The 26073-nt window shown below is 54.4% G+C and carries 23 protein-coding genes; 15 read left to right on the plus strand and 8 right to left on the minus strand.

From position 1 onward, the window contains the following. Positions 1-126: 126 nt before the first annotated feature. Entirely contained in the window at positions 127-1494 is a 1368-nt protein-coding gene (gene purB / locus HMPREF2796_RS01955; RefSeq protein ID WP_070630533.1) for an adenylosuccinate lyase, read from the plus strand. A 55-nt stretch (positions 1495-1549) separates the two neighbouring features. Here the strand turns inward: purB and HMPREF2796_RS01960 are convergent, their stop codons facing one another. The 5 genes from HMPREF2796_RS01960 to hemN all read right to left on the minus strand — a co-directional run bounded on the left by HMPREF2796_RS01960 (position 1550) and on the right by hemN (position 6023). After that, the gene (locus HMPREF2796_RS01960; protein ID WP_070630534.1) at positions 1550-1918 is read right to left on the minus strand and encodes a DUF4298 domain-containing protein; all 369 of its coding nucleotides are present in this window, start codon (positions 1916-1918) and stop codon (positions 1550-1552) included. A gap of 111 nt (positions 1919-2029) precedes the next feature. Then, the gene (gene era / locus HMPREF2796_RS01965; protein ID WP_070630537.1) at positions 2030-2944 is read right to left on the minus strand and encodes a GTPase Era; all 915 of its coding nucleotides are present in this window, start codon (positions 2942-2944) and stop codon (positions 2030-2032) included. Between the two features lie 85 nt (positions 2945-3029). Then, a complete protein-coding gene (locus HMPREF2796_RS01970; protein WP_003823646.1) occupies positions 3030-3461 on the minus strand; it encodes a hypothetical protein in 432 nt (143 codons plus the stop codon). 137 nt (positions 3462-3598) lie between these two features. Beyond that, the gene (gene rnc, locus HMPREF2796_RS01975) at positions 3599-4372 is read right to left on the minus strand and encodes a ribonuclease III (RefSeq protein WP_003823645.1); all 774 of its coding nucleotides are present in this window, start codon (positions 4370-4372) and stop codon (positions 3599-3601) included. 265 nt (positions 4373-4637) lie between these two features. Further along, positions 4638-6023, minus strand: coding sequence for an oxygen-independent coproporphyrinogen III oxidase (hemN, locus tag HMPREF2796_RS01980; protein ID WP_070630540.1), 1386 nt, complete (start codon positions 6021-6023; stop codon positions 4638-4640). Between the two features lie 175 nt (positions 6024-6198). Between hemN and HMPREF2796_RS01985 the strand changes: the two genes are divergently transcribed. Beyond that, positions 6199-6924, plus strand: a complete 726-nt coding sequence (locus HMPREF2796_RS01985; protein WP_003823642.1) for a helix-turn-helix domain-containing protein — start codon at positions 6199-6201, stop codon at positions 6922-6924. Positions 6925-7006: 82 nt separating this feature from the next. Then, positions 7007-8416, plus strand: a complete 1410-nt coding sequence (gene trkA / locus HMPREF2796_RS01990; RefSeq protein WP_003823641.1) for a Trk system potassium transporter TrkA — start codon at positions 7007-7009, stop codon at positions 8414-8416. 89 nt (positions 8417-8505) lie between these two features. Here trkA and HMPREF2796_RS01995 read toward each other — a convergent pair whose 3' ends face one another. After that, entirely contained in the window at positions 8506-9378 is an 873-nt protein-coding gene (locus HMPREF2796_RS01995) for a lysophospholipid acyltransferase family protein (protein WP_070630542.1), read from the minus strand. A 405-nt stretch (positions 9379-9783) separates the two neighbouring features. On the opposite strand from HMPREF2796_RS01995, the gene HMPREF2796_RS02000 reads away from it, so the two are divergent. Continuing rightward, positions 9784-11232, plus strand: coding sequence for an aminoacyl-histidine dipeptidase (locus HMPREF2796_RS02000; RefSeq protein WP_070630544.1), 1449 nt, complete (start codon positions 9784-9786; stop codon positions 11230-11232). Positions 11233-11510: 278 nt separating this feature from the next. Further along, on the plus strand, positions 11511-12917 hold the full coding sequence (locus HMPREF2796_RS02005) for an amino acid permease (RefSeq protein ID WP_070630547.1): 1407 nt from the start codon (positions 11511-11513) through the stop codon (positions 12915-12917). Positions 12918-13076: 159 nt separating this feature from the next. Here the strand turns inward: HMPREF2796_RS02005 and HMPREF2796_RS02010 are convergent, their stop codons facing one another. Further along, complete coding sequence (locus HMPREF2796_RS02010) at positions 13077-13655, minus strand: LemA family protein (RefSeq protein WP_070630548.1); 579 nt, start codon at positions 13653-13655, stop codon at positions 13077-13079. Positions 13656-13767: 112 nt separating this feature from the next. Between HMPREF2796_RS02010 and HMPREF2796_RS02015 the strand changes: the two genes are divergently transcribed. Both HMPREF2796_RS02015 and HMPREF2796_RS02020 read left to right on the plus strand, forming a co-directional pair. Continuing rightward, positions 13768-14748 carry a hypothetical protein gene (locus HMPREF2796_RS02015; protein ID WP_246826829.1) on the plus strand — a complete coding sequence of 327 codons (981 nt, stop codon included), beginning with the start codon at positions 13768-13770 and terminating at the stop codon, positions 14746-14748. A gap of 162 nt (positions 14749-14910) precedes the next feature. Beyond that, a complete protein-coding gene (locus HMPREF2796_RS02020) occupies positions 14911-15990 on the plus strand; it encodes a hypothetical protein (protein ID WP_070630553.1) in 1080 nt (359 codons plus the stop codon). A 141-nt stretch (positions 15991-16131) separates the two neighbouring features. Here the strand turns inward: HMPREF2796_RS02020 and HMPREF2796_RS02025 are convergent, their stop codons facing one another. Continuing rightward, entirely contained in the window at positions 16132-16983 is an 852-nt protein-coding gene (locus HMPREF2796_RS02025) for an MBL fold metallo-hydrolase (protein ID WP_070630556.1), read from the minus strand. A 97-nt stretch (positions 16984-17080) separates the two neighbouring features. Between HMPREF2796_RS02025 and HMPREF2796_RS02030 the strand changes: the two genes are divergently transcribed. The 8 genes from HMPREF2796_RS02030 to HMPREF2796_RS02065 all read left to right on the plus strand — a co-directional run bounded on the left by HMPREF2796_RS02030 (position 17081) and on the right by HMPREF2796_RS02065 (position 25879). Beyond that, positions 17081-18067 carry a GlxA family transcriptional regulator gene (locus tag HMPREF2796_RS02030; RefSeq protein ID WP_070630558.1) on the plus strand — a complete coding sequence of 329 codons (987 nt, stop codon included), beginning with the start codon at positions 17081-17083 and terminating at the stop codon, positions 18065-18067. Positions 18068-18256: 189 nt separating this feature from the next. Beyond that, on the plus strand, positions 18257-18802 hold the full coding sequence (locus tag HMPREF2796_RS02035) for a DUF4303 domain-containing protein (protein WP_070630559.1): 546 nt from the start codon (positions 18257-18259) through the stop codon (positions 18800-18802). A 60-nt stretch (positions 18803-18862) separates the two neighbouring features. Next, on the plus strand, positions 18863-20770 hold the full coding sequence (locus HMPREF2796_RS02040; RefSeq protein WP_070630561.1) for an ATP-binding cassette domain-containing protein: 1908 nt from the start codon (positions 18863-18865) through the stop codon (positions 20768-20770). A gap of 275 nt (positions 20771-21045) precedes the next feature. Continuing rightward, a complete protein-coding gene (locus HMPREF2796_RS02045) occupies positions 21046-22962 on the plus strand; it encodes an HsdM family class I SAM-dependent methyltransferase (RefSeq protein ID WP_070630564.1) in 1917 nt (638 codons plus the stop codon). Next, positions 22952-24055 (plus strand): restriction endonuclease subunit S, encoded by a 1104-nt coding sequence (locus tag HMPREF2796_RS02050; RefSeq protein ID WP_070630566.1) that lies wholly within the window; start codon positions 22952-22954, stop codon positions 24053-24055. The genes HMPREF2796_RS02045 and HMPREF2796_RS02050 overlap by 11 nt, the downstream gene beginning before the upstream one ends. Then, entirely contained in the window at positions 24045-24566 is a 522-nt protein-coding gene (locus tag HMPREF2796_RS02055) for a restriction endonuclease subunit S (RefSeq protein ID WP_070630568.1), read from the plus strand. Before HMPREF2796_RS02050 ends, HMPREF2796_RS02055 begins: the two co-directional genes overlap by 11 nt. 252 nt (positions 24567-24818) lie before the next feature. Next, positions 24819-25604 carry a 4,5-DOPA-extradiol-dioxygenase gene (gene ygiD / locus HMPREF2796_RS02060; protein WP_070630570.1) on the plus strand — a complete coding sequence of 262 codons (786 nt, stop codon included), beginning with the start codon at positions 24819-24821 and terminating at the stop codon, positions 25602-25604. Positions 25605-25627: 23 nt separating this feature from the next. Then, entirely contained in the window at positions 25628-25879 is a 252-nt protein-coding gene (locus HMPREF2796_RS02065) for a metal ABC transporter substrate-binding protein (RefSeq protein WP_070630572.1), read from the plus strand. Positions 25880-26073 lie beyond the last annotated feature (194 nt).

Below are 26073 nucleotides of genomic sequence, written 5' to 3' on the forward strand. Positions count from 1 at the left end.
TCAAGTGAAAACGTATTCTACCGCTTTAAGCCTCGCAGAATGCGCCAAACCATCGCTTTCAGGTAGCCTTTCCGCTTTTCGGGTAGAATACCGTCGTTTTGTCGGCCTTTTTTCATAGGAAACCACATGTCTGCCCTGCTTGCCCTGTCCCCGCTCGACGGCCGCTATGCCGCCGCCGTTGAAGCCCTGCGCCCCGTTTTTTCCGAATACGGCCTCATTCGCGCCCGCGTGCGCGTGGAGCTGGAATGGCTCAAATCGCTGGCGGCCGCGCCCGAAATTAGCGAAGTGCCGCCTTTTTCTGCCGCCACCTTGGCCGAAATCGATGCCGTGATTGCCGGTTTTTCGCCCGAACACGCCGCCGAAGTGAAAGCCATCGAAGCCACCACCAACCACGACGTGAAAGCCGTGGAATACTGGCTCAAACAGCGCTTCGAAAGGCTACCTGAAATCCAAAAGGCAAACGAATTTATCCACTTTGCCTGCACCAGCGAAGACATCAACAACCTCTCCCACGCCCTGATGCTGCGCGAAGCCCGCGATAGCGTGCTGCTGCCCAAACTGGCCGAAATCGCCGCCAAACTGCGCCAAATGGCACACAGCCTGGCCGCCCAACCCATGATGAGCCGCACCCACGGCCAGCCTGCCACCCCCACCACCTTGGGCAAAGAAATCGCCAATGTGCTCGCCCGTTTGCAGCGCCAAACCGCCCAGCTGGAGAAGCAGGAGTTTTTGGGCAAAATCAACGGCGCCGTGGGCAACTACAACGCCCATCTCTCCGCTTATCCCAATATAGATTGGGAAGCGCATTGCCGCCGCTTTGTCGAACAGTCGCTCGGGCTCACCTTCAACCCCTACACCATCCAAATCGAGCCGCACGACTACATGGCCGAGTTTTTCCAAACCCTCAGCCGCATCAATACCATCCTCATCGATTTCAACCGCGACGTGTGGGGCTATATTTCGCTCGGCTATTTCAAACAAAAAGTGAAGGCCGGCGAAGTCGGTTCCTCCACCATGCCGCACAAAGTGAACCCCATCGATTTTGAAAACTCCGAAGGCAACCTCGGCACCGCCAACGCCATCCTCGGCTTCATGGCCGAGAAACTGCCCGTATCCCGCTGGCAGCGCGACCTGACCGACAGCACCGTGCTGCGCAACATGGGCGTGGGCGCCGGCTACACCCTGCTCGGCTGGGCCTCCCATCTGCGCGGCCTGAACAAACTCGAAGCCAATCCCGCCGCCATGCAGGCCGACCTCGACGCCACCTGGGAGCTCCTGGCCGAGCCCATCCAAACCGTGATGCGCCGCCACGCCGTGCCGCAGGCCTACGAGCAGCTCAAAGCCCTCACCCGCGGTCAAGACGGCATCACGCCCGCCACCCTCCAATCCTTCATCCGCCGCCTAGACATCCCCGAAGAAGCCAAAGAGCGCCTGCTTACGCTCACTCCTGCGCTGTATGTGGGCAAAGCGGAAGAGCTGGCCAAGCGGATTTAAGGCCGATTGCTGGCAATCAACAAAAAGGCTACCTGAAATTTCAGGTAGCCTTTGTTTATTCCTCGGTTGTTGCCGGGTCGTAGCGGAAACGGTTTTGCGGATCGAGCTCGTGGGTGGCGGCGCGCAGCCAGGCCCAGGATAGGTCGTGTTGCTGCTGGAAGGCGTTCCACAGGGCGTCTTCGCTCATGATGCTGAATTCGCCTTCGGTGGCGAGGGAAACGGGCAGGCCGCCTTCGATGGCTTGGTGCAGCGGCATGTATTCACGGTCGTAAAAATCAGACATTTCGCGCATCAGCTGCATGGCGTGCTGCCATTGCTCCTGAGCGGCTTCCAACTCGGGCAGCAGGTGCTCCCATTCGCGGTAGAGGGCTTGGATGCGGTCGATGCGCTCTTGAGCAGCTTCGAGAGTGATGGGGTTCGACATATTGCCTCCGGTGGGGATGGTAGGATGAAATGGCGGTGTTTGGTTGATATGGGCGGCGGGCGGGCAGAAATGTTGAGGCTACCTGAAAGCGTGCGCTTCAACGAAGCAGCTCTACAGCCCGAATTCCTGCAGGAAGCGGGCATCATCCGCCCAGCCGGACTTCACCTTCACCCAAACCTTGAGGAATACCTTGGTTTCAAACAGTTTTTCCATATCTAGCCGGGCTTCGGTGGAGATTTTTTTCAGTTTTTCGCCGCCTTTGCCGATGATGATGGCTTTTTGGCCGTCTTTATCCACCAACACGGCGATGTAGATGCGGTATAGCCCGTCTTCTTCTTCAAACTGTTCCACTGCCACGTTGGCGGCATAGGGCAGCTCTTCGCCGAGGTGGCGGAACAGTTTTTCGCGCACGATTTCGGCGGCCAGGAAGCGGGCGGAACGGTCGGTTACCGCGTCTTCGGGGTAGAGCGGCACGCCCTCGGGCAGATGGGGGCGCAGGATGGTGAGCAGCTCGCCGATGCGCAGGCCGTGTTTGGCGCTCACGGCTTCTACGCCGGCAAAATTGAATTCTTGCTGCAGCTGCTGGATAAAGTCGTCGAGCTCGGCTTTGCTTTTGGCGCGGTCGATTTTGTTTACCACCAAAATCACGGGCAGGTGTTTGGGCAGCAGGCGGATCACGGCGCGGTCGGCTTCGCTGAAACGCATGGCTTCCACCACGAAAGCCACCACATCTACGCCGCCGATGGCTTCGGTAACGTTTTGGTTGAGCCGGTCGTTGAGCGCGTTGCGGTGGCGGGTTTGGAAGCCGGGGGTGTCCACGAAGATGAACTGGCTGCGCTCATCGGTATAAACGCCGGTGATTTTGTGGCGAGTGGTTTGGGCCTTCTTGCTGGTGATGCTGATTTTCTGGCCGATGAGGTGGTTCATCAGCGTGGATTTGCCCACGTTCGGCCGGCCAACGATGGCCACGAAGCCGCAGCGGAAGGCGGTTGGATGTTTGGTGTTGGAATAATTCATGTTGTTCATATGGATATATTTTCAGGTAGCCTGTGCGGAATGCTCAATAGGCTACCTGAAAACGTGGGCTTCAACAAAGCTAAAATGTAGCGGCTTAGTTTTTAATGCGAACTTTGTCTTCTGGGTTGCCGAACACGATTTCGGGCAGATTCCACTGTGCCATGAGTTTGTTCAGCGCTTTGATTTTCACCATGCGCACGGGTTTGCCGGCCAGAATGGGGGCGTTGATGGCGAAGCGGTTGATGCCGAGCAGGAAGTTGATGCACTCCTGCACCAACATATCGTTGCCTTCAAAGCGGATTTCGGTGGCGCTGGTGAGCATGCCGGTGCCTTTGGCCCACACGCCTTTGTCGTTCAGTTTATAGCCGTTCTCCTGTGCCCAAGCTTGCCATTCGGGTGAGTTTTCCGCACCTTCCGGCACGTGGATGCGCAGCTCGGGATAGTCTTTTACCGCGTTTTTGGAGGAGAACCATAGGAAGAAAATGCCGATAAATGCGCCGAATAAGACGCTGAACACAAAAACCATGATTGAATCCTTTATTAAGTTGAAAATGAGTGGCTAATATATAGCATGCCGTTTTCTGTCGGTAAATCCTGCCTGTAAGGCTTGTTTGTATTAGCTCAAATATTATTGGCCTGAATGATAGCGGCATCAGCAGCGATTCAGGCACGGGATTGGCGGTGTTTTTTGTTTTTGCCGGGCAGGGGGTGATGTTCCTGCAGCCAATCCAGCGCCTCTTTGGCCGCAGCTTGTTCGGCGGCGCGGCGGCTGGCGGCTTGGGCGCGGGTGATGTGGGCGAGTTCGCCCAGATCGCAGGCGATATCGAAACGGGCATCACAGCCCTCGCCGGACTGGTGTTCAATGCGGTATTTGGGCAGGGGCAGGCGGCGGGCTTGCAGGGCTTCTTGAAGCAGGGTTTTCGGGTCTTTGCCCTGGTTGCTTAAGTCGATGTTGGCAATGCGCCGGGCAAACAGGCGGCGCACGGTTTGCTCGGCGGCGGCGAAATCGGCATCGAAGCTGATGGCGGCCAGCAGGGCTTCCACGGCGTCGGCCAGGATGGAGGGGCGGTCGAAACCGCCGCTTTTGAGTTCGCCCACGCCCAAATAAAGCGCGTCGCCCACGCCCATGCTGCGGGCGATTTCGGCGAGCACGTCTTGGTTGACCAAATTGGCGCGCAGGCGGGAGAGTTCGCCTTCGCTATAGCCGGGGAAGGCGTCGAACAGCATTTTGGCCACGCTGTAATCTAGGATGGCGTCGCCGACAAACTCGAAGCGTTCGTTGTTTTGGGCGCTGTAGCTGCGGTGAGTAAGCGCCTGCTCGAAGAGGCGGGGATTTTGGAAGCTGTGGCCGAGATGGCGTTGCAGCTCTTCGCCGGCCCGGGCGCGGCGCGGATCGGGCTTCGGGATCTTGCGGGGTTTGGCGGTGGGTTTGCTCATGATGGCGGGATTATATCGGGTTTGGCGGTGCGGCGCAGGCAATAGATGATTTTCAGGTAGCCTCTATGCGGTTTGCGAGAGGCTACCTGAAAAGTGGCGGATTATAGCGAATGAAAATAAGGATGCTGCTGCCTTGCCATACCGGCTGGCCTGCCTGCGGCTCGCTGCCTAGCCCATTCGTTTTATCCACTATGCTTTGCTTGCCTTGCAGCTTATGTTTTCAGGTAGCCTTTGTTTACCAGATAAAGGCTACCTGAAACCTTATTTACACGGTTTGCGAATACTTGGCGGCGGTGTCGCGGGAACGTAGGTGGCAGTCGAACACCATGGCGATGTTGCGGATGAGGAAGCGGCCTTTTGGGGTGACGGTTAGGCCGGTTGCATGGAGCTCAACCAGGCCTTTGGCGGCGAGGGTGGTCATATCGGCCAGCTCGGCGGCGAAATATTGGGCGAAGGGCTGGCGGCATTCGGCTTCGTAATCGGCAAACTCGAGGCCGAAGCGGCACATGAGGTCTTGGATGAGGCGGCGGCGCAGCAGGTCGTCTTCGTCGAGCAGGTAGCCGCGGAACAAGGGCAGCCGGCCGGCATCGAGGTCGGCATAGTAGGCTTCGAGCTGGCGCTGGTTTTGGCTGTAGATGCGGCCGATTTTGCCGATGGAGGAGAGGCCGACGGCGATGAGGTCGCAATCGGCGTGAGTGGAATAGCCTTGGAAGTTGCGTTGCAGGCGGCCTTCGCGCAGGGCAACGGCGAGTTCGTCTTGGGGCTTGGCGAAATGGTCCATGCCGATGAAGACGTAGCCTTCGCTGCCCAGCCGCTGCACGATTTGCTGGAGCATGTCGAGCTTGGTGTTGCTGTCGGGCACGGCATTGGTGTCGATGCGGCGCTGGGGTTTGAAGATGTGCGGCAGGTGGGCGTAGTGGTAAACTGCCAGCCGGTCGGGGGCGAGGGCGAGCACTTTATCCAGCGTTTGCTGCATGGTGGCGGGGGTTTGGTGCGGCAGGCCGTAAATCAAATCGACGCTCACGGATTGGAAGCCGGCTTCGCGGGCGGCATCGATCACCACACGGGTTTCTTCTTCGCTCTGGATGCGGTTTACGGCTTGCTGCACTTGCTGGTCGAAATCCTGAATGCCCACGCTCATGCGGTTGAAGCCGAGCGAGCCGAGAAACAGCACGGTTTCGCGGCTTACTTTGCGCGGGTCGATTTCGATGGAGTATTCGCCTTGCGGCATCAGGGTGAAGTGCTCGCGGATAAGGCTGAATACGAAATTGAGCTGGGCATCGGAGAGGAAGGTGGGGGTGCCGCCGCCGAAGTGCAGCTGCGCCAATTCGGGCTTGCCTTGCAGGAGTTCGGCCTGCAGGGCGAATTCTTTTTTCAGGTAGCCTAGGTATTGATCGGCGCGGGTGGTGTCTTTGGTGATGATTTTGTTGCAGCCGCAGTAGTAGCAGATGGTGTTGCAGAAGGGGATGTGGATATAGAGCGAGAGGGGGCCGGGCGTGCGGTTTTGCACGGCTTGGATGTAGTCTTCGGCGGTAAAGCCTGTGTGGAAGCGGTCGGCGGTGGGGTAGGAGGTGTAGCGCGGGCCGTTGGCAGGCAGGGAGGCGATAAGCTTGCGGTCGAAGATGATTTCTTGGGTACGGTTGGCAGACATGGTAGTGGTTAGATTGCTGTTATTTTTTGATAAATATGCGGTAATAGGTTTTGTTTGTGAAATCGGGTAAAATGCCGGTGTTTGGCAAATTGCTCCGACTATTGCCGGGCGGTAAGTATAAACGATAATTGCCGCCGCTTCATAAGCTCAGATTGCTTAGAAAGTTAGCACACACATGAAAGCCATGCCCCACTCCACAACTTGCTCGCGCTGCGTTTTTAAAGAGCTATGCCAGCCCAATGCCGCGATTGCGGTGGTGGTAGAGCGTGTTGATGCGGTTATCAAACGCAGCCGCCGCCTGAAAAAGGGCGATTTCCTGTTTCGCAACGGCGACGGGTTTGATTCGCTGTTTGTGGTGCGCACCGGTTTCCTGAAAACGGTTATCGCCAGCCACGACGGGCGCGATCAGGTTACCGGTTTTTTTATGTCGGGCGAACTGGTGGGCATGGACGGCATCTGCAACCAAATACACTACTGCGATGCGGTGGCGCTGGAAGACACGGAAGTGTGCGAGCTGCCCTATGCCAGCATGGAGGAGCTTTGTGCGGCGGTGCCGGAATTGCAGCTGCATTTCTACCGCTTGTTTAGCCAGGAAATTGTGCGCGATCAAAATGTGATGCTGCTTTTGGGCAATATGCGCGCCGAAGAGCGGCTGGCGGCGTTTTTGCTGAATTTGTCGCAACGGCTGAAAAAACGCGGCCTCTCGGCCAATGATTTTATTTTGCGCATGTCGCGCGAGGAAATCGGCAGCTATTTGGGGCTGAAGCTGGAAACAGTGAGCCGCACGCTCTCCAAATTCAGCCAAGAAGGGCTGATTGAAGTGGAATACAAACATATCCGCCTGCTCAAGCCCGAGCGGCTCAAGCAGCTGGCTTCCGGCCTCCAGCCTGCTGTGGTTTAAAGCGGCATCCTGGATTTATCTTTATTTCCCAACCGCTTGGCAGGCTACCTGAAACTATGCTTGCCAAGCCCAATTTTCCAATATGAAAATCCTCATCTTAGGTAGCGGCCAAGTGGGCACTGCCGTGGCACAGAATTTGGTGGAAATCCCCAACCACGACGTGACCATTATCGACAACGATCCCGAAGCCCTGCGCAACATCGGCAGCAAGCTCGATGTGCAAACCCTGCTGGGCAACGGCTCTTCTCCCGCCGTGATGGCCGAAGGCGGCGCCTACGACACCGACCTGCTGCTCGCCCTCACCCGCCACGACGAAACCAATCTGGCCGCCTGCAAACTGGCTTCCAGCCTGTTCAACATCCCCAACCGCATCGCCCGCGTGCGCCTTTCCGATTATTTGGAATTCACCGGTCCCGACGCCGAAGAAGATAACGACGGCCGTGGCACGCTCGATTTGTTCGGCGTGAGCGAATCCATCTGCCCAGAACAGCTGGTTACCGAGCGGCTGGCTGATTTGCTCTGCCACCCCAGCGCCTTGCAGGTGCTCACCTTTGCCGAAGATAAAGTGCGCATGCTCGTGGTGCGTGCGCAAAGCGGCGGGCGGCTGTTGGGGCAGCCCATCCACACCATCCACGAACACCTGCCCGAAGGCACCGACTGCCAAATCTGCGCCATCTACCGCAACAACAAGCTGATTATGCCCACACCGCAAACCGTGATTCAGCAGGGCGACGAAGTATTCGTGGCGGCCGCCACTTCGCAAGTGGCCGAAGTGTTGCGCGAATTGCGCCCGCAGCAGCAGCCCACGCGGCGTGTGATGATTGCCGGCGGCGGCCAAATCGGCTTCCGCCTCAGCCGCCAGCTGGAAGACCGCTTCGATGTGAAAATCATCGAAATCAACGAAAAACGCGCCGAATGGCTTTCGGAAAACCTCAACAGCACCCTGGTGCTGCACGGCTCCGCCGCCGACGAAAGCCTGCTGGAAGGCGAATACATCGACGAAATCGACGTATTCTGCGCGCTCACTAACGACGACGAAAACAACATCATGGCCGGCATGCTGGCCAAAAGCCTCGGTGCGAAACGCGTTATCGCCATCGTTAACCGTTCCAGCTATGTGGATTTGCTGCAAGGTAATACCATCGACATCGCCGTATCGCCCCACTTGGTGACCATCGGCTCGATTCTGGCGCACATCCGGCGCGGCGATGTGGAAGCCGTCCACCCCCTGCGTGGCGGCAATTCCGAAGCCATCGAAATCGTGGTACACGGCGACAAAGACACGTCCAAGCTGGTCGGCCGCCGCGTGAGTGCCGTGCGCTGGCCCAACGGCTGCCACGTTGCTGCCGTAGTGCGCGATGAAGAAGTGTTTATGGGGCATCAAGACGTGCAGCTGGCCGACGGTGACCACATCATCTTGTTCGTGGCTCGCCGCCGCGTGGTGAGCGAGTTGGAAAAACTGATTCAAGTGCGCATGGGTTTCTTTGGTTAGAAACAATAAATTGAAAATAGAGAAAGGCTACCTGAAAACAGAAAAGGTTTTTCAGGTAGCCTTTTTGTATGGCAGGCCGAAGGCGTTGATTATTCCTGCGGCGGCAACGGGGCGCCGGCGGGATGTTTGTAGCGGTTGTACGCAAACAGGTATTGTTCGGGGAAGCGGCGCACCCAGTTTTCCACGTTGCGGTTGATGGTTTCCGCGTCGTGGGCTTTGTCGCCGTTGAAGCTGCCTTCCACGGGCTCGATGTGCAGGGCGAAGCCGCGGTTTTCAGGTAGCCTGATGCCGGCGAAAAACAGGGGGCGTACGTTTTTTACTTGCGCGAGGCGGCCGGCCAGGGTCATGGTGTAGGCGGGGCGGCCGAAGAAGGGCGCCCATACGCCGTCGCCGTGTTCGTCGGGCACGTGGTCGGGCAGGACGATGGTGGCTTCGCCCTGGCGCAGGGCTTGGATGATTTGCTTCACGCCGTGCAGGTTGGTGGGGGCGGTGCGGCCTTTGTCGCGCACGCGGCCGGCCTGCATGATGTTGTCGAGGATTTTGATTTTCGGCGGCTTATACATGGCGGTGAGCGGGAAGGGCAGGCGGTGGCTAATGTAGCGGCCGGCGAGGTCGTAGTTGCCGATGTGGGGGGTGATGAGCAGCAGGCCTTTGCCGGCATCGAGGGCGGCCTGGATGTGTTCCCAGCCGTGGGTTTCCACGAATAGAGCGGCCACCTGCTCGGGGCTGCGGAAAAAGGCCAGCGGCAGCTCGAGCGCGCCTTTGGCAGTTTCGCGGAACACGGCGCGGATGTGGGCAGCATCGTTGGGCAGGCCGGCGGTGTGCAGGTGGTTGCGGATGCGTTCGCGGTCGGCGTGGGCGAAACAATAAAGCAGGCCGCCGGCGCAGTTGGCAATGAAGTGCAGCGTGGCCAGCGGCAGTGCGGCCAGGGTGCGGAAGAGGAAGAAAACGAGGGTGCGCATGGGGATGGCGTTAGGGATGGGTTGGAGCGGTTTGGGCAGTATTGTAATGGAAAAGGGGGCGGGCAAGCCAATGGCGGGAAGGCTACCTGAAAGCATGGGCTCGAACGAGATTAAAAGCCCAAATGGGTTCATGGTGTTGGCGCTGGGGTTTTAACTGCATAGAAACGCAGGCGTAGTAGCGCCAAGATATTGCTTATTTCGCTGAAATTTATGCTTTAGCTGTGCAGAAACTCAGCCTTGGCTTGGGTAAAACATCGGTTTCAGGTAGCCTTTTGTCGGCTTGCCTGCCGTGCGCTGCAGGTTTAAACTCAAGCTGTTTATTCGCGCCGATGCGTTTGCCAAATGGTATCGGCTCTTGCTTCGGCTACATTTTCAGGTAGCCCATCATTCCCCAAAGGAGACCCCATGAATCCGCTTCATTCTTTGCAGCCGCAGGCTGTTTGGCAGTGGTTTGCCGATATTTGCGCCATTCCACACCCCACTTATCAAGAAGCCGCGCTGGCCGAAATGATTGTTTCCCGCGCCAAGGAAAAAGGCCTGGCGGTGCAGCAAGACGAAAAGGGCAATATTTATATCCGCAAGCCGGCGCATGGTGCGGGCATGGCCGATAAGCCCGGCGTGATTTTGCAGGGGCACATCGATATGGTGGCGCAAAAGACTCCCGATTCGCCGCACAATTTCGCCACCGACCCCATCCGGCCGCAAATCATCGACGGCTGGGTACACGCCACGCAAACCACGCTGGGTGCAGATAACGGCCTCGGTTCGGCCATGGGTTTGGCTGTGGCTTTTGCCGACGATATCGAGCACCCGCCCTTGGAAGTGTTGCTCACGGTGGAAGAAGAAATCGGTATGGATGGCGCGCGCCAAATGCGTGGTGATTTGCTGCAAGGCCGCTATTTGATCAACTTGGATACCGAAGAAGCCGGTTGCGTGTATGTGGGTTGTGCCGGCGGTCGCGATGCCGATTTGCGCCTGCCTTTTGCCACCGAAGCCGCCGAAGGCCAGCATGTGCGCATTACCGTGTCCGGTTTGCTGGGCGGGCATTCCGGCATCGATATTCACCGCGGCCACGGCAACGCCATCAAGGTGTTGACCGACCTGTTGGCACGCCTGCCGGAAGAAAGCGGCTGGCGGCTGGCTGCTTTCCACAGCGGTGCGTTGCGCAACGTGATTCCCTCCGAGGCAGAAGCTGAAATCGTGCTGCCCCAGGCATTTGTTGGTGCGCTGACCGAACTGGCCGATACCGTGCGCGCTGAAACGCAAAACGAATTGGGCAAATTTGCCGATAAATTGGCGATTCAGGTAGCCCCGCTCGGCCAGGGTGCACAAGCTGCCAGCCATGCCGACAGCCGCCGCATGATTGATTTGCTCGCTGCCGTTCCCAGCGGCGTGCTTAAATGGAGCGAAGAGTTCGACGGCGTGGTGGACACCTCCAACTGCTTAAGCGTGGTGCACACGAAAGACGGCAAATTTACCGCCTCTATGCTGTTGCGTTCGCTGCGCGAACGGCCGAAAGACGACTTCTGCCGCCTGCTCGGCTCAATCGCACGCCTCTCCGGCGCCACGCTGCAAACCGAACAGGACTACACCGGCTGGGAGCCGCATATGTCGTCTGCATTGCTGCAAAAAACCATCGAATCCTTTGCCGCCGTACGCGGGCAGCAGCCGCAAATCGAAGTAGTACACGCCGGCCTGGAATGCGGCCTGATGCAAAAACACCTGCCGCACACCGAAATGATTTCCTTCGGCCCCACCATCAAAGGCGCTCACTCGCCCAAAGAGCGGGTGCAGATTGATACCGTGGAGGAGTGCTGGCGCATTTTGCTGGATTTGCTCAAACGGATTGCTTAACAAATTAAGCTAAGCATTGAAAATCCCTGCCGACCAGTGATTCTGGTCGGCATTTTTCATGCGAAATTATATTTTTTAGGGGAAATGAATACCAAAAAACGGGTTGGAAAGGGTTTTTAAACAGCGATAATTTGATATTATCTATAAAAATCAGTTGCCTGTGCGCTATTTGCTGGAGTATATTCCGCTTCTGGCTGCCGCAATGCTGCGGCGACCGATTAAGTTAGAGCGGATTAAGTGCAAACTTCATCCGCGATAGGAAGTACAAAGGAATACCCGTGAGCACTAACCAAGAAACCCCGCATAGCCTGCAACGCAACCTGAAAAACCGCCACCTGCAACTTATCGCTATCGGCGGCGCCATCGGCACCGGCCTGTTTATGGGCTCGGGCAAAACCATCCATCTGGCCGGCCCTTCCGTTATTCTCGCCTACATCATCATCGGCGCTTTCCTGTTTTTCATCATGCGCGCCATGGGCGAGCTGCTGCTTTCCAACCTCGAATACAAATCCTTCACCGATTTCACCCACGACTTGCTCGGGCCGGCTGCTGGTTTTTTTGTGGGCTGGACCTATTGGTTTTGTTGGGTAGTAATCGGCATGGCCGACATCATCGCCATTACGGGCTATACCCAATTCTGGTGGCCGGATGTGCCGCTGTGGCTGCCCGGGCTGTTGTGCATCATCCTCATGGCCAGTATGAATTTGCTCACGGTAAAACTCTTTGGCGAAATGGAATTTTGGTTTGCCCTGGTGAAAATCGTGGCCATTGTTGCCCTGATTGCCGTGGGCTGCTTTTTGGTGGTCAGCGGTTTTGTTGATCCCACCTCCGGCGAAAAAGCTTCGCTCAGCCACTTCTGGAATCATGGCGGTCTTTTCCCCAACGGCATCGGCGGCTTCTTCTCCGCCTTTCAGATTGCCGTGTTCGCCTTTGTGGGCATTGAGTTGGTGGGCACGGCTGCCGCCGAAACCAAAGACCCGGAAATCAACCTGCCCAAAGCCATCAACCGCATTCCCGTGCGCGTGATTATTTTCTACGTGCTGGCCTTGAGCGTAATTATGGTGGTAACGCCCTGGGACGAAATCGACCCCGCTAAGAGCCCGTTTGTAAATATGTTTACCCTTATCGGCATTCCGATTGCCGCCGGGTTGGTCAACCTCGTGGTGCTCACGTCCGCCCTTTCTTCTGCCAACGGCGGCATGTTCTCCACCGGCCGCATGCTCTACGGCCTCTCTGAAGCCGGCGTGGCTCCGCGCATGTTCAGCCGCCTCAACCGCAACGGCGTGCCTGCCACCGGCCTGCTCTATTCCTGCCTCTACCTGATTGTGGCCGTATTCCTGCTGTATCAGGAGGGAGACATTATGGCCATGTTCACCGTGGTCACCACCCTCTCCAGTATCGGCTTCATTTTCGTGTGGGCGATTATCCTGCTGGCTTACCTCAAATACCGCAAAACCCGCCCGCATCTGCACGAAAAATCCATCTATAAGCTGCCCGGTGGTACCGCCATGGTGTGGGTATGCCTCGCCTTCCTCGCCTTCGTGCTGGTGCTCTTCTCGCGCGATGCCGACACCCGGCTGGGGCTGATGTGCATGCCCATCTGGTTTGCCGCCTGCACCGTGCTGTATTGGGTACTGTATGCGCGCAAACACAGCCGTGCCCCAACCCCACAGCAGTCGCAGTAATAGCGGCAGAGAAAATACAAGGCTACCTGAAAGTTGTTGCTCAAACGAAGCTGAAATAGTTTTCAGGTAGCCTGATAGATGTAATCCAGTGCTTCACGAAAAAGGCTACCTGAAAACGGAAAACCGCTTTCAGGTAGCCTTTAAACCTATTGCCAGCCCTTAAAACCTCACCTCAGGCGGCACTTGGTGTTTGGCACGGTCGGGGAAGTCTAACAGCTGTGCCGGCTGCCGATGGCCGAAGTAGGCAGCGATGATCTTGTGTGGAAACAGTTGGCACAACGTGTTGTAGCCCATGGCTGCATCGTTATAAGCCTGGCGGGCGAAGGCGATGCGGTTTTCTGTGCTGGTGATTTCCTCAGCCAGCTGGTGCATATTGGCGGCAGCCTGCAAATCCGGATAGGCCTCAATCTGCACCATCAGGCTGCGCACGGCCTGGGTGAGCTGGGTTTCGGCGGCAGAAAGCTGCGCCACCGCCTCTGCATTTTCCGGCCGTGTGCCACCCAACACGCCGGCAGCCTGATTGCGCGCCTGCGTAACCTGCGTAAAGGTGTCGTTTTCATGTTTCAGGTAGCCTTTGGCGGCGGCCACCAAGTTGGGAATCAAATCATGCCGGCGTTGCAGCTGCACGCCGATTTGGGAGAAAGCATTTCGATATTGGTTTTGCGCGATCACCAGCCGGTTGTACACCATCACGCCCACCACGCCGCATGCGCCCAGCAGCAAAAGAATCCACAGCATCACGGTCTCCTGAAAGTGTTAAAATTACCAGCCCATCTTACCATATAGTTTGTGCGAACAGTGGCTTGAAGCGGTTTCAGGTAGCCTGCAATCTATTCTCGGGATATTCATCGTGCTAAACCTCCCCACTCTTATCTCCAAAACCCCGCACGCGCTCTACCGCGCCATGTTCTTCCACATCGTTGCCGCATTTGGCATCGGCTGGTTTCTGCCCGTAAACGGCGTGCTATGGGGCGTACTGCTGGCGACCGCGCTGGTGCTGTATCTGCGCATCCGCACGCTGGCACGCGGTGAAAAACGGCTTTACGACCGATTCCCCGCAAGCAAAAGCGGTATCTCTTCGCTGCAATGGCTTTATTTGATGATTGCCGTGATGGGTGCGGTTGTCGCCTTTTACGGCAACACGGCGGCCTCATACGGCGAATTACGCGAAGCACGCGGCATCTTGCCCGCCAAACCGTATAGCCGAATCTCCGAATGCTATACCCAACAGGATGCCAAACAAAAAGACCTGTTCGATTGGATACTGCCCTACAATGCCTGCCGCTATAAAAGCAGCATCAACTACCTTCCCTTCCCCAACGGCAGTGAGACCCTGTATTTGAACTGTGCCGCCAATCTTTACGATGCCTGCGAACTCGCCTATGCCCATGCAGGTAAACCGGCCGTAGTGAAATACAGTGGCTCGCGCCTGTATGAAATGCAAGTGGACGGCGTGCAAATCTACCGCTATGCCGAACAAGCCGCCCGATTCAACCGCGAGCGCAAATCCGCCCTGCTGGACGCGCTCATCGCCGTGCCGCTGCTCGCCCTGCCGCTGATGTGGTTCCACCGCCGCTTCGACGATTGGCAGAACGAGCTGGCCGAAGGCGAAACCGTACCGGACGAAACGCCGCAGTGGTGGAAATACACCGTGTTGTGCTGCTGGTATCTGCCGCTTGCCGCCGCCTTTGCATGGGCGGGCATCGGCTGGTGGCGCAATATAGACGAGCCGATTGCCTTGACCATCGGGCTGCTGTTCATCGGCGCGTTGCTGTTTTTCACCCTGCGCGGCGCGTATCGCGTGTTTCATCCGAAGCAGCCTGCATCCTAAACAGCTTCACATCAACGGATAGTGATTTCCCCACACAGCCACTGACCATATCAGGCCGTCTGAAAGCATGGGCTTCAGCGAAATAAACACTCCGTTTCCACCAAGAAACGGAGTTTCCGCAAAGTTAAAGCCAAAAAAGCCAGCCTGCACAAAGGACACCCCATGCACTACCAATCGCTCAACGCCGCGCTGGAACAATACAGCGGCAATCTAACCCAGAATCCCGCCTCCCCCAACAGCCTCGCCCTGCATATCGACCGTCAAACGCAAGGCTACCTGAAACTCCACACGCCCGACGGCATCAGCCTCAGCCTGACGTATCAAGACGAACCCGTGTTCTGGTCGTTCCACAGCCACGATTTATACGACGTTTACCTCGTCCGCAGCTACGCCGAAAGCTGGCAGGCATACCAGCCCGTCGGGCACATCGGCAGCCGCGTAAACGAACACATCGCCCGTCGGCCCGCTGCCGAACAAGGTCTGCTGTGGAACAAATATTTCATCGAACAACTCGCCGCCCACAACGCAGGGCTGCTCGGCATCGGCGAATGGCACTTCGACTACCGCCCCGCCCAAAGCCTGCCCCCGCAATGGGGCGAATGCTGGCACGATACCGCCGTGGGGCAGCCTGAAACCGACGAGAATTACTTTCAATGGCTGTTTTCAGGCAGCCGTTTCGACGCGCTGGACAACAATTTCTACACCCAAGCCGAACGCTTCATCGCCCTGAAAACCCACCACGCCGAAGACGGCCGTCTGAAATATTGGCGCAAACGCGCACGGCAAAACCAACTACCGCCCGTCTTGGCGTACGAACTCCCTGCCCTATCCGACCGCTGGCTGATTTTAGACGGACACCTGCGCCTCGCCGCCGCGCTCGCCGAAGGGCAACTGCCACCCCTGATTATCATCCAAGCCACCACCGCCCGACCCGACCCGCGCACCGCCGCCGAACGCGAAACCGTGCGGACGGCCATTTTGTCGCAATACGAAAAAATCGCCCGACAAACCGACCACAATCCCCAAGCCCTAACCGCCGTCAGCCAACACATCGTCCAAGCTTTCGATACCCGCCCCTACCTGCTGCACACCACCCGCGCCGCCGCCGACATCGCCCCGAAAACCTGGCTGCAACAATTGCAAACCTACGCCGAGCAACACGGTTTCGCCGAAGAATTTGAACGCGTGTGGACAACCGAATCATGGCCGATGAAACGGGTAGCCGCCTTCCAGGCCGTCTGAAAGCGCAGCTTCAACGAAGTTAAAACGAGGTTTCCGAAGGAAGCCGAGTTTTTGCACAGCCGAAAGGCTACCTGAAAGCCCAAAAAGCAGCCTGCACTTAAAAAACAAGGTGCAGGCTGCTTTAGGATAATGAGCCGTTTATCAATCCAGCTTAACGGTTTCTCCGTCTTCTGGAACGTTCACACGGCTTTCAATGCCTTGACCGCGTATAAATTTACGCATATCGGCGCGGCTGACGGCGGTATGATTCACGGTATCCATGTGTACGGTGATGATTTTGGCTTTAGGCATGACTTGGCTGGCTTTTAATACGTCAGCCGTCCCCATAATAATGCCGTCTGAAATGCCTGAAATCAGCGCGTAGCCCGTGTTCATAATCAGATAATCGGGTTTGTAGCGGTTCAATGCTTTGTTTACATCTGCTGTCCACACAGTATCACCCATAATATAAGCGGTTTTGTGTCCGCTGCTTTGGAATACCACACCCATTGCATCACCTAAGATTTCGGCTAGCTGCGGGTTGGCATACATGGCTTCTGTACCGTGTACGCCGCCGGTTTTGCTGATGGTTACGCCGTTGAAGACAGTGCTGCCGTTCAACACGCGTACATCAGTAAAGCCTTGGCTGCGGATTTTTGCCGCGTCGGCTTGGTGCTGCACATATACGGGCAGGTTTTTTGGAATGGAACGTGCGGCGGTTTCGTCCCAATGGTCTTCGTGAGTATGGGTAACGATAACTGCATCCACACCGTCCAAAATTTTATTCACGCTCATCGGTAGCCCGACCAGCGGCATTTTGGCTTGGTTATTGAACGTGCCGGCAAAGCCGTTCATGGAATGCTTGGGGGCGAAAAACGGGTCAATCAAAAACGTCTGCCCCGCATATTCGACTTTGGCGGTAGCGTTACGGATATGTTGGTATGAATCGTCCGCCCAAGCGGAAAAGGCTGTCGCGCCCAAAACAGTGGCAAGAATAAATTGCTTGGATTTCATGATGTTGCTCCTTAAAAAATCATAGAGCGTATTTTAAGCAACAGGTGTATAGGCTAAAATAGGCAATATTGCCAATAAACGCAAGGATAGTGCCAAAATGTCGTCTGAAAACGAGCGTAACGAGTTTCGCCAAAATCAAACTGTCCCCAAAATCGTGCTATATGCTCAATCAGGCATGAATGATTTTGTCTTCAACATTCCCTTTTCTGTTTTTCAGACGGCCTATCGGGACAATCCACTCTTTGACCTGAAAATCTGTTCCGATGATAGCAAAGACGTCATCACGGCACTGGGCGCAAATATTCCCGTACACGGCGGCTTGGATTTGACGGAAGAAGCCGACATCATCGTCATCGCAGGCTGGCGCAATATTGAAGAAGCCCCGGCAACCGAGTTGAGCGCACATTTACAGAAAGCTGTACAACGTGGTGCGCATATCACCGCCCTATGTTACGGCACTTACGCCCTTGCCTACACAGGACTTTTAGACGGCAGAACCGCCGCCACCCACTGGCTTGCCGAAGACGACTTTGTCCGCCGTTTCCCTAAAATTCATCTGGATACCAACCGCCTATATGCGGAAGACGGCAACTTTATAACATCGGCAGGTGCGGCGGGCGGGCTGGATTGCTGCCTGTACCTCATCCGCAAAATCCACGGTGCAACCGTTGCCAACGACCTTGCCCGTACCTTGGTTGCGGCACCACACCGCGAAGGCGGGCAGGCACAGTTTATCCACCGACCTGTCGAACGTCGTACCGCCGATGACAAAATCAATCACTTATTGGACGAACTGCGCCAAAACCTTGCGACCCCATACCGCTTGGACGATTTGGCAAAAAAATTAGCCGTTTCCCGCCGAACCTTTATCCGCCATTTTTCTCAAGCCACAGGCATGAATTTCGGTGAGTGGCTCACAACAGAGCGGCTATGGCAGGTACAGGATTTATTAGAAAATACGGATTTGCCGATAGAACGCATCGCCGAACAAAGCGGCTTCGGCAGCGCGGCAAACCTACGTTTGCAATTCAAAGCCAAGTTTAAAATCAATCCGAATGCCTGGCGGAAAGTATTTGGCAGATAGCTCGCGTTAGTCAATCCAAAATACCTGGGTGCAGGCTGCTTTGAAGGTCGTCTGAAAACCCAAAAAGCAGCCTGCACTTGCCTTTGCTGATGAAATCGGATTCCCGAATCCCGCCAACCCCACTAAAATACCGAACGATTTACGCAAACACCGCCTTCATCATTTTCAGGTAGCCTGAAAGGACGCCCCATGCCGCAGCCGGATTGGCAATATATCGAAAACCTCGCCTATCAAATCATCGTCGATGCCGTACACAGCATCCGCAGGCAGCACCCGAACGAAACCGTGTATGCCGCCATTTTCCACAATTTCTATTGCGACAATACCCATCTCTATTTCCCCTCACTGTCGGTCGGCACGGAAGAGCTGCTTGCGCGCGTGGTGGAAAAATACCAAAGCGAATATGGTTCGACCGCAAGCCATACCGAACTGGAACAGTCGCTGCGCTGGTCGGGCGCGGATTTGGCGGAATATATGTTTGATAGTGGCGCGGCAGGCAATGCGGCGGCGCAAAGCGTGCAGGCTGCCGTATGCCAAGAAGCCGATTGGGACGATTTATACAACCGCTTCCGCCAATGCTTTCCGCGCGCCTGCCGCCGCGCCACCGAAGATTTGCTGCGCGCCAAGCTCGTCGCCCCCGATTTTGTCGCTGTTGCCTGCGATGAAGACGAAGAGCTGATTGCCCCCAGCCTAACGCCCGAACAACTGCAACGGCATTTCCCCGAATTTGTGTAACTTTCAGGCCGTCTGAAACCACAAAAAGCAGCCTGCACCCCAACCAAACAAGGACTTACCATGACCATCCTCCAAGCCGAAAACCTATCCTTCGCCTTCGGGCACGTCGCGCTACTCGACAAAGCGTCTTTCCAACTGGCCGCGGGCGACAAAGTCGGCCTGATCGGGCGCAACGGCGCGGGCAAATCCAGCCTGCTGAAAATCCTCGCCGGCGTGCAGAAGCCCGACGACGGCCAGCTCATCCTGCAAAACGGGCTGAAAACCGTGTATGTGCCGCAGGAGAGCTTTTTCGACGGCGCGGCCACCGTGTTCGACATCGTGTCCGAAGGGCTGGGCAGCCTGCGCGACGTGCTGCGGCGTTACCACGAAATCGGCCGCGAGCTGGCGAACGGACAAAACGACAGCCTTATCAAAGAATTGAACGAGCTGCAAAACCAAATCGAAGCGCAAAACGGCTGGCAGTTCGACGCGCTGGTGAGCCAGACCATCGGCGAGCTGGGGCTGCCTGAAAACGAAAAAATCGCCAATTTGTCCGGCGGGCAGAAAAAGCGCGTCGCGCTGGCGCAGGCGTGGGTGCAGAAACCCGACATCCTGCTGCTGGACGAGCCGACCAACCATTTGGATATCGACGCGATTTTGTGGCTGGAAAACCTGCTGAAAAACTTTGCAGGCAGCCTGATTGTGATTACCCACGACCGCCGTTTTTTGGACAACGTGGCCAACCGCATCGTCGAACTCGACCGGGGCAGCCTGCGCTCCTATCCCGGCTCGTTCGCCAAATACAGCGAGAAAAAGGCGGAAGAACTGGCGGTGGAAGCCGAACACAACCGCCTGTTCGACAAATTCCACGCGCAGGAAGAGGCGTGGATTCGCAAAGGCATCGAAGCGCGGCGCACGCGCAACGAAGGGCGCGTTAAGCGTTTGGAAGAATTGCGGAAACAGCGTGCGGCGCGGCGCGAACGGCAGGGGCAGGTGTCGTTCAAACTCGATTCGGGCGAGAAAAGCGGCAAAATCGTCGCCGAGCTGGAACACGCCTCGTTTGCGTATGGCAATAAATTGATTATGAACGATTTTTCCGCCGTGATTCAGCGCGGCGACAAAATCGGCCTGATTGGCGCAAACGGCATCGGCAAAACCACGTTTTTGAAGCTGATTTTGGGCGAACTCGCGCCCACCGGCGGCAAAATCCGCCTCGGCAGCAAGCAGGAAGTGGCGTATTTCGACCAATTCCGCAGCGCGCTGAACGAAAACGACACCGTGTTTTACACGCTCGGCCAAGGCAACGATTATGTGGAAATCGGCGGCAAAAAGCGGCACGTGATGGGCTATCTGGAAGACTTCCTGTTCCACCCCGCCCGCGCCCAGTCGCCCGTGTCGTCGCTTTCCGGCGGCGAGCGCAACCGCCTCTTGCTGGCCAAACTGTTCACCCGCCCCGCCAACATTCTGGTGCTGGACGAGCCGACCAACGATTTGGACATCGACACGCAGGAATTGCTGGAAGAACTGCTGCGCGACTACGCCGGCACCGTGTTCCTCGTCAGCCACGACCGTATGTTTTTGGACAACGTGATTACGCAGAGCATTGTATTTGAAGGAGAAGGCCGTCTGAAAGAATACATCGGCGGCTATCAGGACTATGCCGATGCGAAGGCGCGCGAAGAAAAAGTGCAGGCTGCTTCCGCCCCCGCCGCCAAGCCCGAAAGGCCGTCTGAAAAAGACAAACCCAAGCCCAACCGTACGACCAAGCTGTCGTACAAAGAACAGCGCGAACTCGACGCCCTGCCCGACGAAATCGCCGCGCTGGAAGCCGAACAGGCCGATTTGAACGCCCAACTTTCCGCCCCCGAAATCTTCAAAGACTACGAAAAAGCCGGCAGCCTGCAAGCCCGCGCGGAAGAAATCGAAACGCTGCTGCTGGAGAAATTGGAGCGGTGGGAAATGCTGGAAGCGAAGCAGAACGGGGGGTGATTTAGGTTTCAGGTAGCCTGAGAGGGCGTTTGAAAGGCTACCTGAAAGCGTAGCTTCAACGGAGTTAAAACGCAAAAAAGCAGCCTGCACCTTGGGAAAACAAAGTGCAGGCTGCACTATAAGCCAGATTTCCGAATCCAACATTTTCAGCCCGAAACGGTTTTGTCCAATGCAAAAATCCGACACAAGAACTGCAAAATCAAAATAGTTGCGCCTGCCGCCGTGTTACAATAATCCATACATTTCTTAACAATATTCATCTTGAAAAATAAAATATGGCTAAAAGAGAAATCAAAACAGACCTGTGGGTTTACGACCTGCTCAAAGAGGCAGAATTAAACTTATGCCCGCAAGGCAGTGATATTGCCGAACTGGATAAAGCATTAAAAACCGCTTCCAAAGCGCAAACAGGCAAAGCGGGCTATCCCGAATACTGCGGCGTTGTGAAAGATTTCGTGATTGTTGTTGAAGACAAAGCCGATACCGCTGACCACATCAAACGTGACGATAACAACTTAATTTGCCAGACCGCCACCAGCGTCAAAGATTTTGCCGTAAATGGTGCGCTGCATTACGGCATCCATTTAGCAAAAAATACCAGCTATAAGAAAATCATCGCCATCGGCGTATCGGGCAACGAAAAACGCCACAAAATCTCACCGCTCTTTATTGACGAGCGCGGCGGCTATAAAGAACTGGAAGATGTGGAAACCTTCACTCTGTTCAATGAAAAGAACATTGGCGAGTATTACACCAAAAACATCTTGAAAGAGCAGACGGACGAAGAAAAAACCACTGCCGAAATCTTAAAAGATGCCAAAGAACTACACGAAGACCTGCGCAATTACGGCAGCATTCAGGATAAAGACAAGCCGTTGATTGTGTCCGGCATTCTGCTTGCCCTGCGTGAAATCGAACATAAAAACTTTGATATAGACAATTTGAACGGCGACGATGTAAAAACCGACGGGCAAAAGATTTACGAAGCCATTCAGGCAAACCTAGACCGTGCCCAAGTCAAACCACAGGTAAAAAAAGACAAATTGCTCAGCCAGTTTTTGGTTATCCGCGATACAAAAGCCATCAATGAAACCAATCCCATATTGGGCAAAACCCCGCTTAAACACTACACCCAATTTATCTATGACCACATTTACAAAAACATCAAATACATCCATTCTGCTGAAGACTATTTGGGACGCTTTTATGGTGAATTTATGTCCTATTCGGGTGGTGATGGACAGACGCTAGGTATCGTGCTGACCCCGCGCCATATTGTTGAACTGTTTTGCGAACTTATCGACATCAAACCGACTGATTCGGTATTCGACCCCTGCTGCGGCACAGCAGGCTTTCTGATTGCCGCCATGCACCATATGCTGCAAAAAACCAATAAAGAAGCTGAAAAACGCAATATCCGCAAGAACCAACTGCACGGCATCGAATTGCAGCCCTATATGTTTACCATCGCCACCACCAATATGATTTTGCGCGGCGACGGCAAAAGTAACTTGGAGCAGGAAGATTTTTTAAAACAAAATCCTGCTCAGCTCCAGCTCAAAGGTTGCAACATCGGCATGATGAATCCGCCCTATTCACAAGGCTCGAAAGCTAACCCAAACCTTTACGAAATCTCCTTCACCGAACATCTTCTAGATTCCTTAACAGAAGATGGTAAGGCCATTGTGATAGTGCCGCAGTCTTGCATGACGGGAAAAACCAAAGAAGAACAGTCAATTAAAGAAAACATCCTCAAAAAACACACGCTTGAAGGTGTGATTACCCTGAACAAAAACACCTTTTATGGCGTAGGAACAAATCCCTGCATCGCAGTCTTTACCACAGGCATCCCGCATGACAAAGACAAAATTGTCAAATTTATCAACTTTGAAAACGACGGTTTTGAAGTGCAGAAACACATCGGCCTGGTGGAAACCATCAGTGCAAAAGACAAAAAACAACATCTGCTGGACGTATGGTTCGGACGTATTCAGGCAGAAAGCAAATTCTGCGTGGAAACCACCGTAGAAGCCGATGACGAATGGCTGCATTCGTTTTACTACTTCAATGACGAAATCCCCGCCGAAGCCGATTTTGAGAAAGTGATTGCCGATTATCTGACCTTTGAAGTCAATATGATTACGCACGGCAGGGGATATTTGTTTGGATTGGAGAGTGGCGATGAGCAATAAATTAGTAGAAAAAGAATGGCGAGAGTTTAAAATAGGGAAAATATTTGAACAATTATTACGAGGAAACAATAAAGGTCATAGCAACGAAGATTGCCAATTTGGCATTTCTTATAACGGTGCAAAATATAACGATAATGGAGTCACAGGATTTGTTGAAACTAATGAAAACTTTAAGATATTTAAAGGAAATGCGATTGTATTTATTATGACTGGCGAGGGTTCTGTTGGTTTATCTGTTTATAAAAAAGAAAATTTTGTACCTTCTAGCAATGTGTTTGTTGGGTATAGTTCTGTATTAAACAGATGGAATGGCTTATTTTTAGTTACTGCAATCAATAATGGAGCAGACAGATATAACTATGGATACATAAGAAATGAAAAAAGGTTATTCAATGAAAAAATCCTGCTCCCCGTCAATTCAGACGGCTTGCCCGACTGGCAGTTTATGGAAGATTTTATCAAGCAAAAAGAACAAAAACAGATTTCGGATTTAAAAGATTACTATGCTGATAAAGCGGTAGAGCTAATGATTTCAACGGGTAGTCTGAAAAATACGGAGTGGCAAGAATTTTCTTTTTCAGACATATTTATTGAAGTCAAGCGAGGAAAGCGCCTAACTAAAGGCAATCAACAAAACGGGGAAACCCCTTACGTTTCATCCACCGCAGCTAATAATGGCGTAGATAATTTTATCGGTAATTCAAAAGGTGTCCGTACTTTTGAAAACTGCCTGACTTTGGCAAATAGTGGCAGTGTAGGCTCAACCTTTTTTCATCACTACACCTTTGTCGCCAGCGACCACGTTACCGCCCTAATATTGGAAAAGCCAAACAAATACATTTATCTGTTTTTATCAGGAATTATCAGGCGTTTGGAGGAAAAATATTCCTTTAACCGCGAGATTAACGATAAGCGTATTCAGCGTGAAAAAATCCTGCTCCCCGTCAATTCAGACGGCTTGCCCGACTGGCAGTTTATGGAAGATTTTATGAAGCAAATCGAACGGGGCGAAATCGCCGCCGTGCTAAGTTATTATAATAATTCATTAAATAACAATAGTTTGCGGGGGGGTAGAACGTTGGATGCCGTCTGAAAACCGCTGGGCGGCGTTTGCGATACAGGATATTTGCGAGATTGTTTCCGGACAAGATATTTATGAACGCGAACGCATAGCGGGCAATACGCCCTATATTACTGCGACAGCAAATAATAACGGAATTGGCTATTTTATCTCCAATCAAAATAGCACCTTGGAAAAAGACTGTATTTCCGTTAATCGCAATGGTTCGGTAGGCTACGCGTTTTACCATCCATACTACGCTCTATTCGGTAATGATACGCGCAAACTTCGACCAAAATACTTGAATAAGTACACATCTCTATTTCTGACAGCTTGCATTGAGAAACAGCGAGTTAAATATGGATATGGTTACAAAATGGGTACGGAACGTTTGAAAAAACAAAAAATCCTGCTGCCCGTCAATGCCGACAACCAGCCCGATTGGACGAATATCGAACGCTTTATGCAGCGAATCGAACTGGAAAAAATTGTATGCTATTTGAAGAGTAGGCAACAGGTTCAGTTCCCTTGCAAGACTGTCTGAAACCCAAAGGCTACCTGAAAAATACAAAGCAGCCTGCACATTTGGAAAACAAAGTGCAGGCTGCTTTTTATCGCGCCAATCACGCACCCACCCATGTTTTCAGGTAGCCTTTAAAAAGCGCGAGAGTAAAACATGAGGGCATTGAAGCGACCAATGATTTCTTATCGAGAAAACATATTCTTCCCCAAACGGGATGGTTCGCGCAAAAGTTTCCCGTAAAATCATCCGCCTCAAAACGAATTGGGAAAAACCATGAACAAAATGCCCGTATTATTTGTCGGACACGGCAGCCCGATGAACGCACTGGACGCGGAAAACCCGTTCAACCAAGGCTTCCGCCGTATTGCGCAGAAATTTGCCAAGCCCGAAGCCATTCTGATGATTTCGGCACACTGGTACGGCAACCGTTTGCAGGTAACGTCCGGCGAACGCCCCGAAATGATTTACGATTTTTACGGCTTCCCCGCAGCACTCAGCCAAGTGCAATATCCCGCGCCCGGCTCGCCCGAACTGGCGGGGCAGGTGCGCTCGCTGTTGCAGCCTGAAAATGTGGAAATGAACCCGGAACGCGGCTTCGACCACGGCGCGTGGGCGGTGCTGAAACACCTGTATCCCGAAGCCGACATTCCCGTGGTGCAGCTCAGCCTGAACCTGATGCAGCCTGCACAATGGCATTTCGATTTGGCGAAAAAACTCGCCCCACTGCGCGAACAGGGTGTGCTGGTGGTCGGCAGCGGCAACATCGTGCACAACCTGCGCGCCATGCGCCGCGAACCCGCCGACCAAGCCGATGCGGGCTACGACTGGGCAATAGACTTCCGCAATGCCATCAACCGCGCCCTTGCCGCGCGGGACAACGACACGCTGGTGCATTACGAACGGCTGGGGGACGCCGCCGCACTCTCCGTGCCGTCGCCCGAACACTACCTGCCGCTGCTCTACACCGCCGCGTTGCGCGAACCGCAGGACGATATGGAAATATTCAATGACGAACTCGCCTTCGGCTCAATCAGCATGACTTCCGTCTTAATCGGGTAAGAGGCCATGATAAACAACGCGGGTTGGAAACCCTGCGCGCCTGCCCAAAAGCCCGCTACGAAGACGGCTTAGACACGGCGAAATCGGACGTATTGGCTGACGTATTGCGACAAATCGGCTGCACGCAGGCAGCGGAAATCCTGACCAACCCCGACGCCGAAGCGCAAGCCAAGCAGCGTATTGCCGAAGGCGCAAACCTCGCCCGACAATTCGGCGTGAGCGGCGTGCCTTTTACGGTGCGGCAAACCGAAAGCGGCTGGGCGCAGATGGCTTAGGACAGTTTGTACTAAAGGATTGCAGGCTGCTTGGATATGGTTTTCAGGTAGCCTTTTGGCTGTTTGGAGCTACCTGAAAACGCACAAAGCAGCCTGCACTTTTGTTTTAAAATGTGCAGGCTGCTTTCACATCACATACACCGTTTTTCAGACGGCCTTCAGGCTACCTGAAAGCGCAGCTTCAACGGAGTTAA

This window comes from Eikenella sp. HMSC071B05, assembly GCF_001811325.1.
GTDB classification, from domain to species: Bacteria; Pseudomonadota; Gammaproteobacteria; order Burkholderiales; family Neisseriaceae; genus Eikenella; species Eikenella corrodens.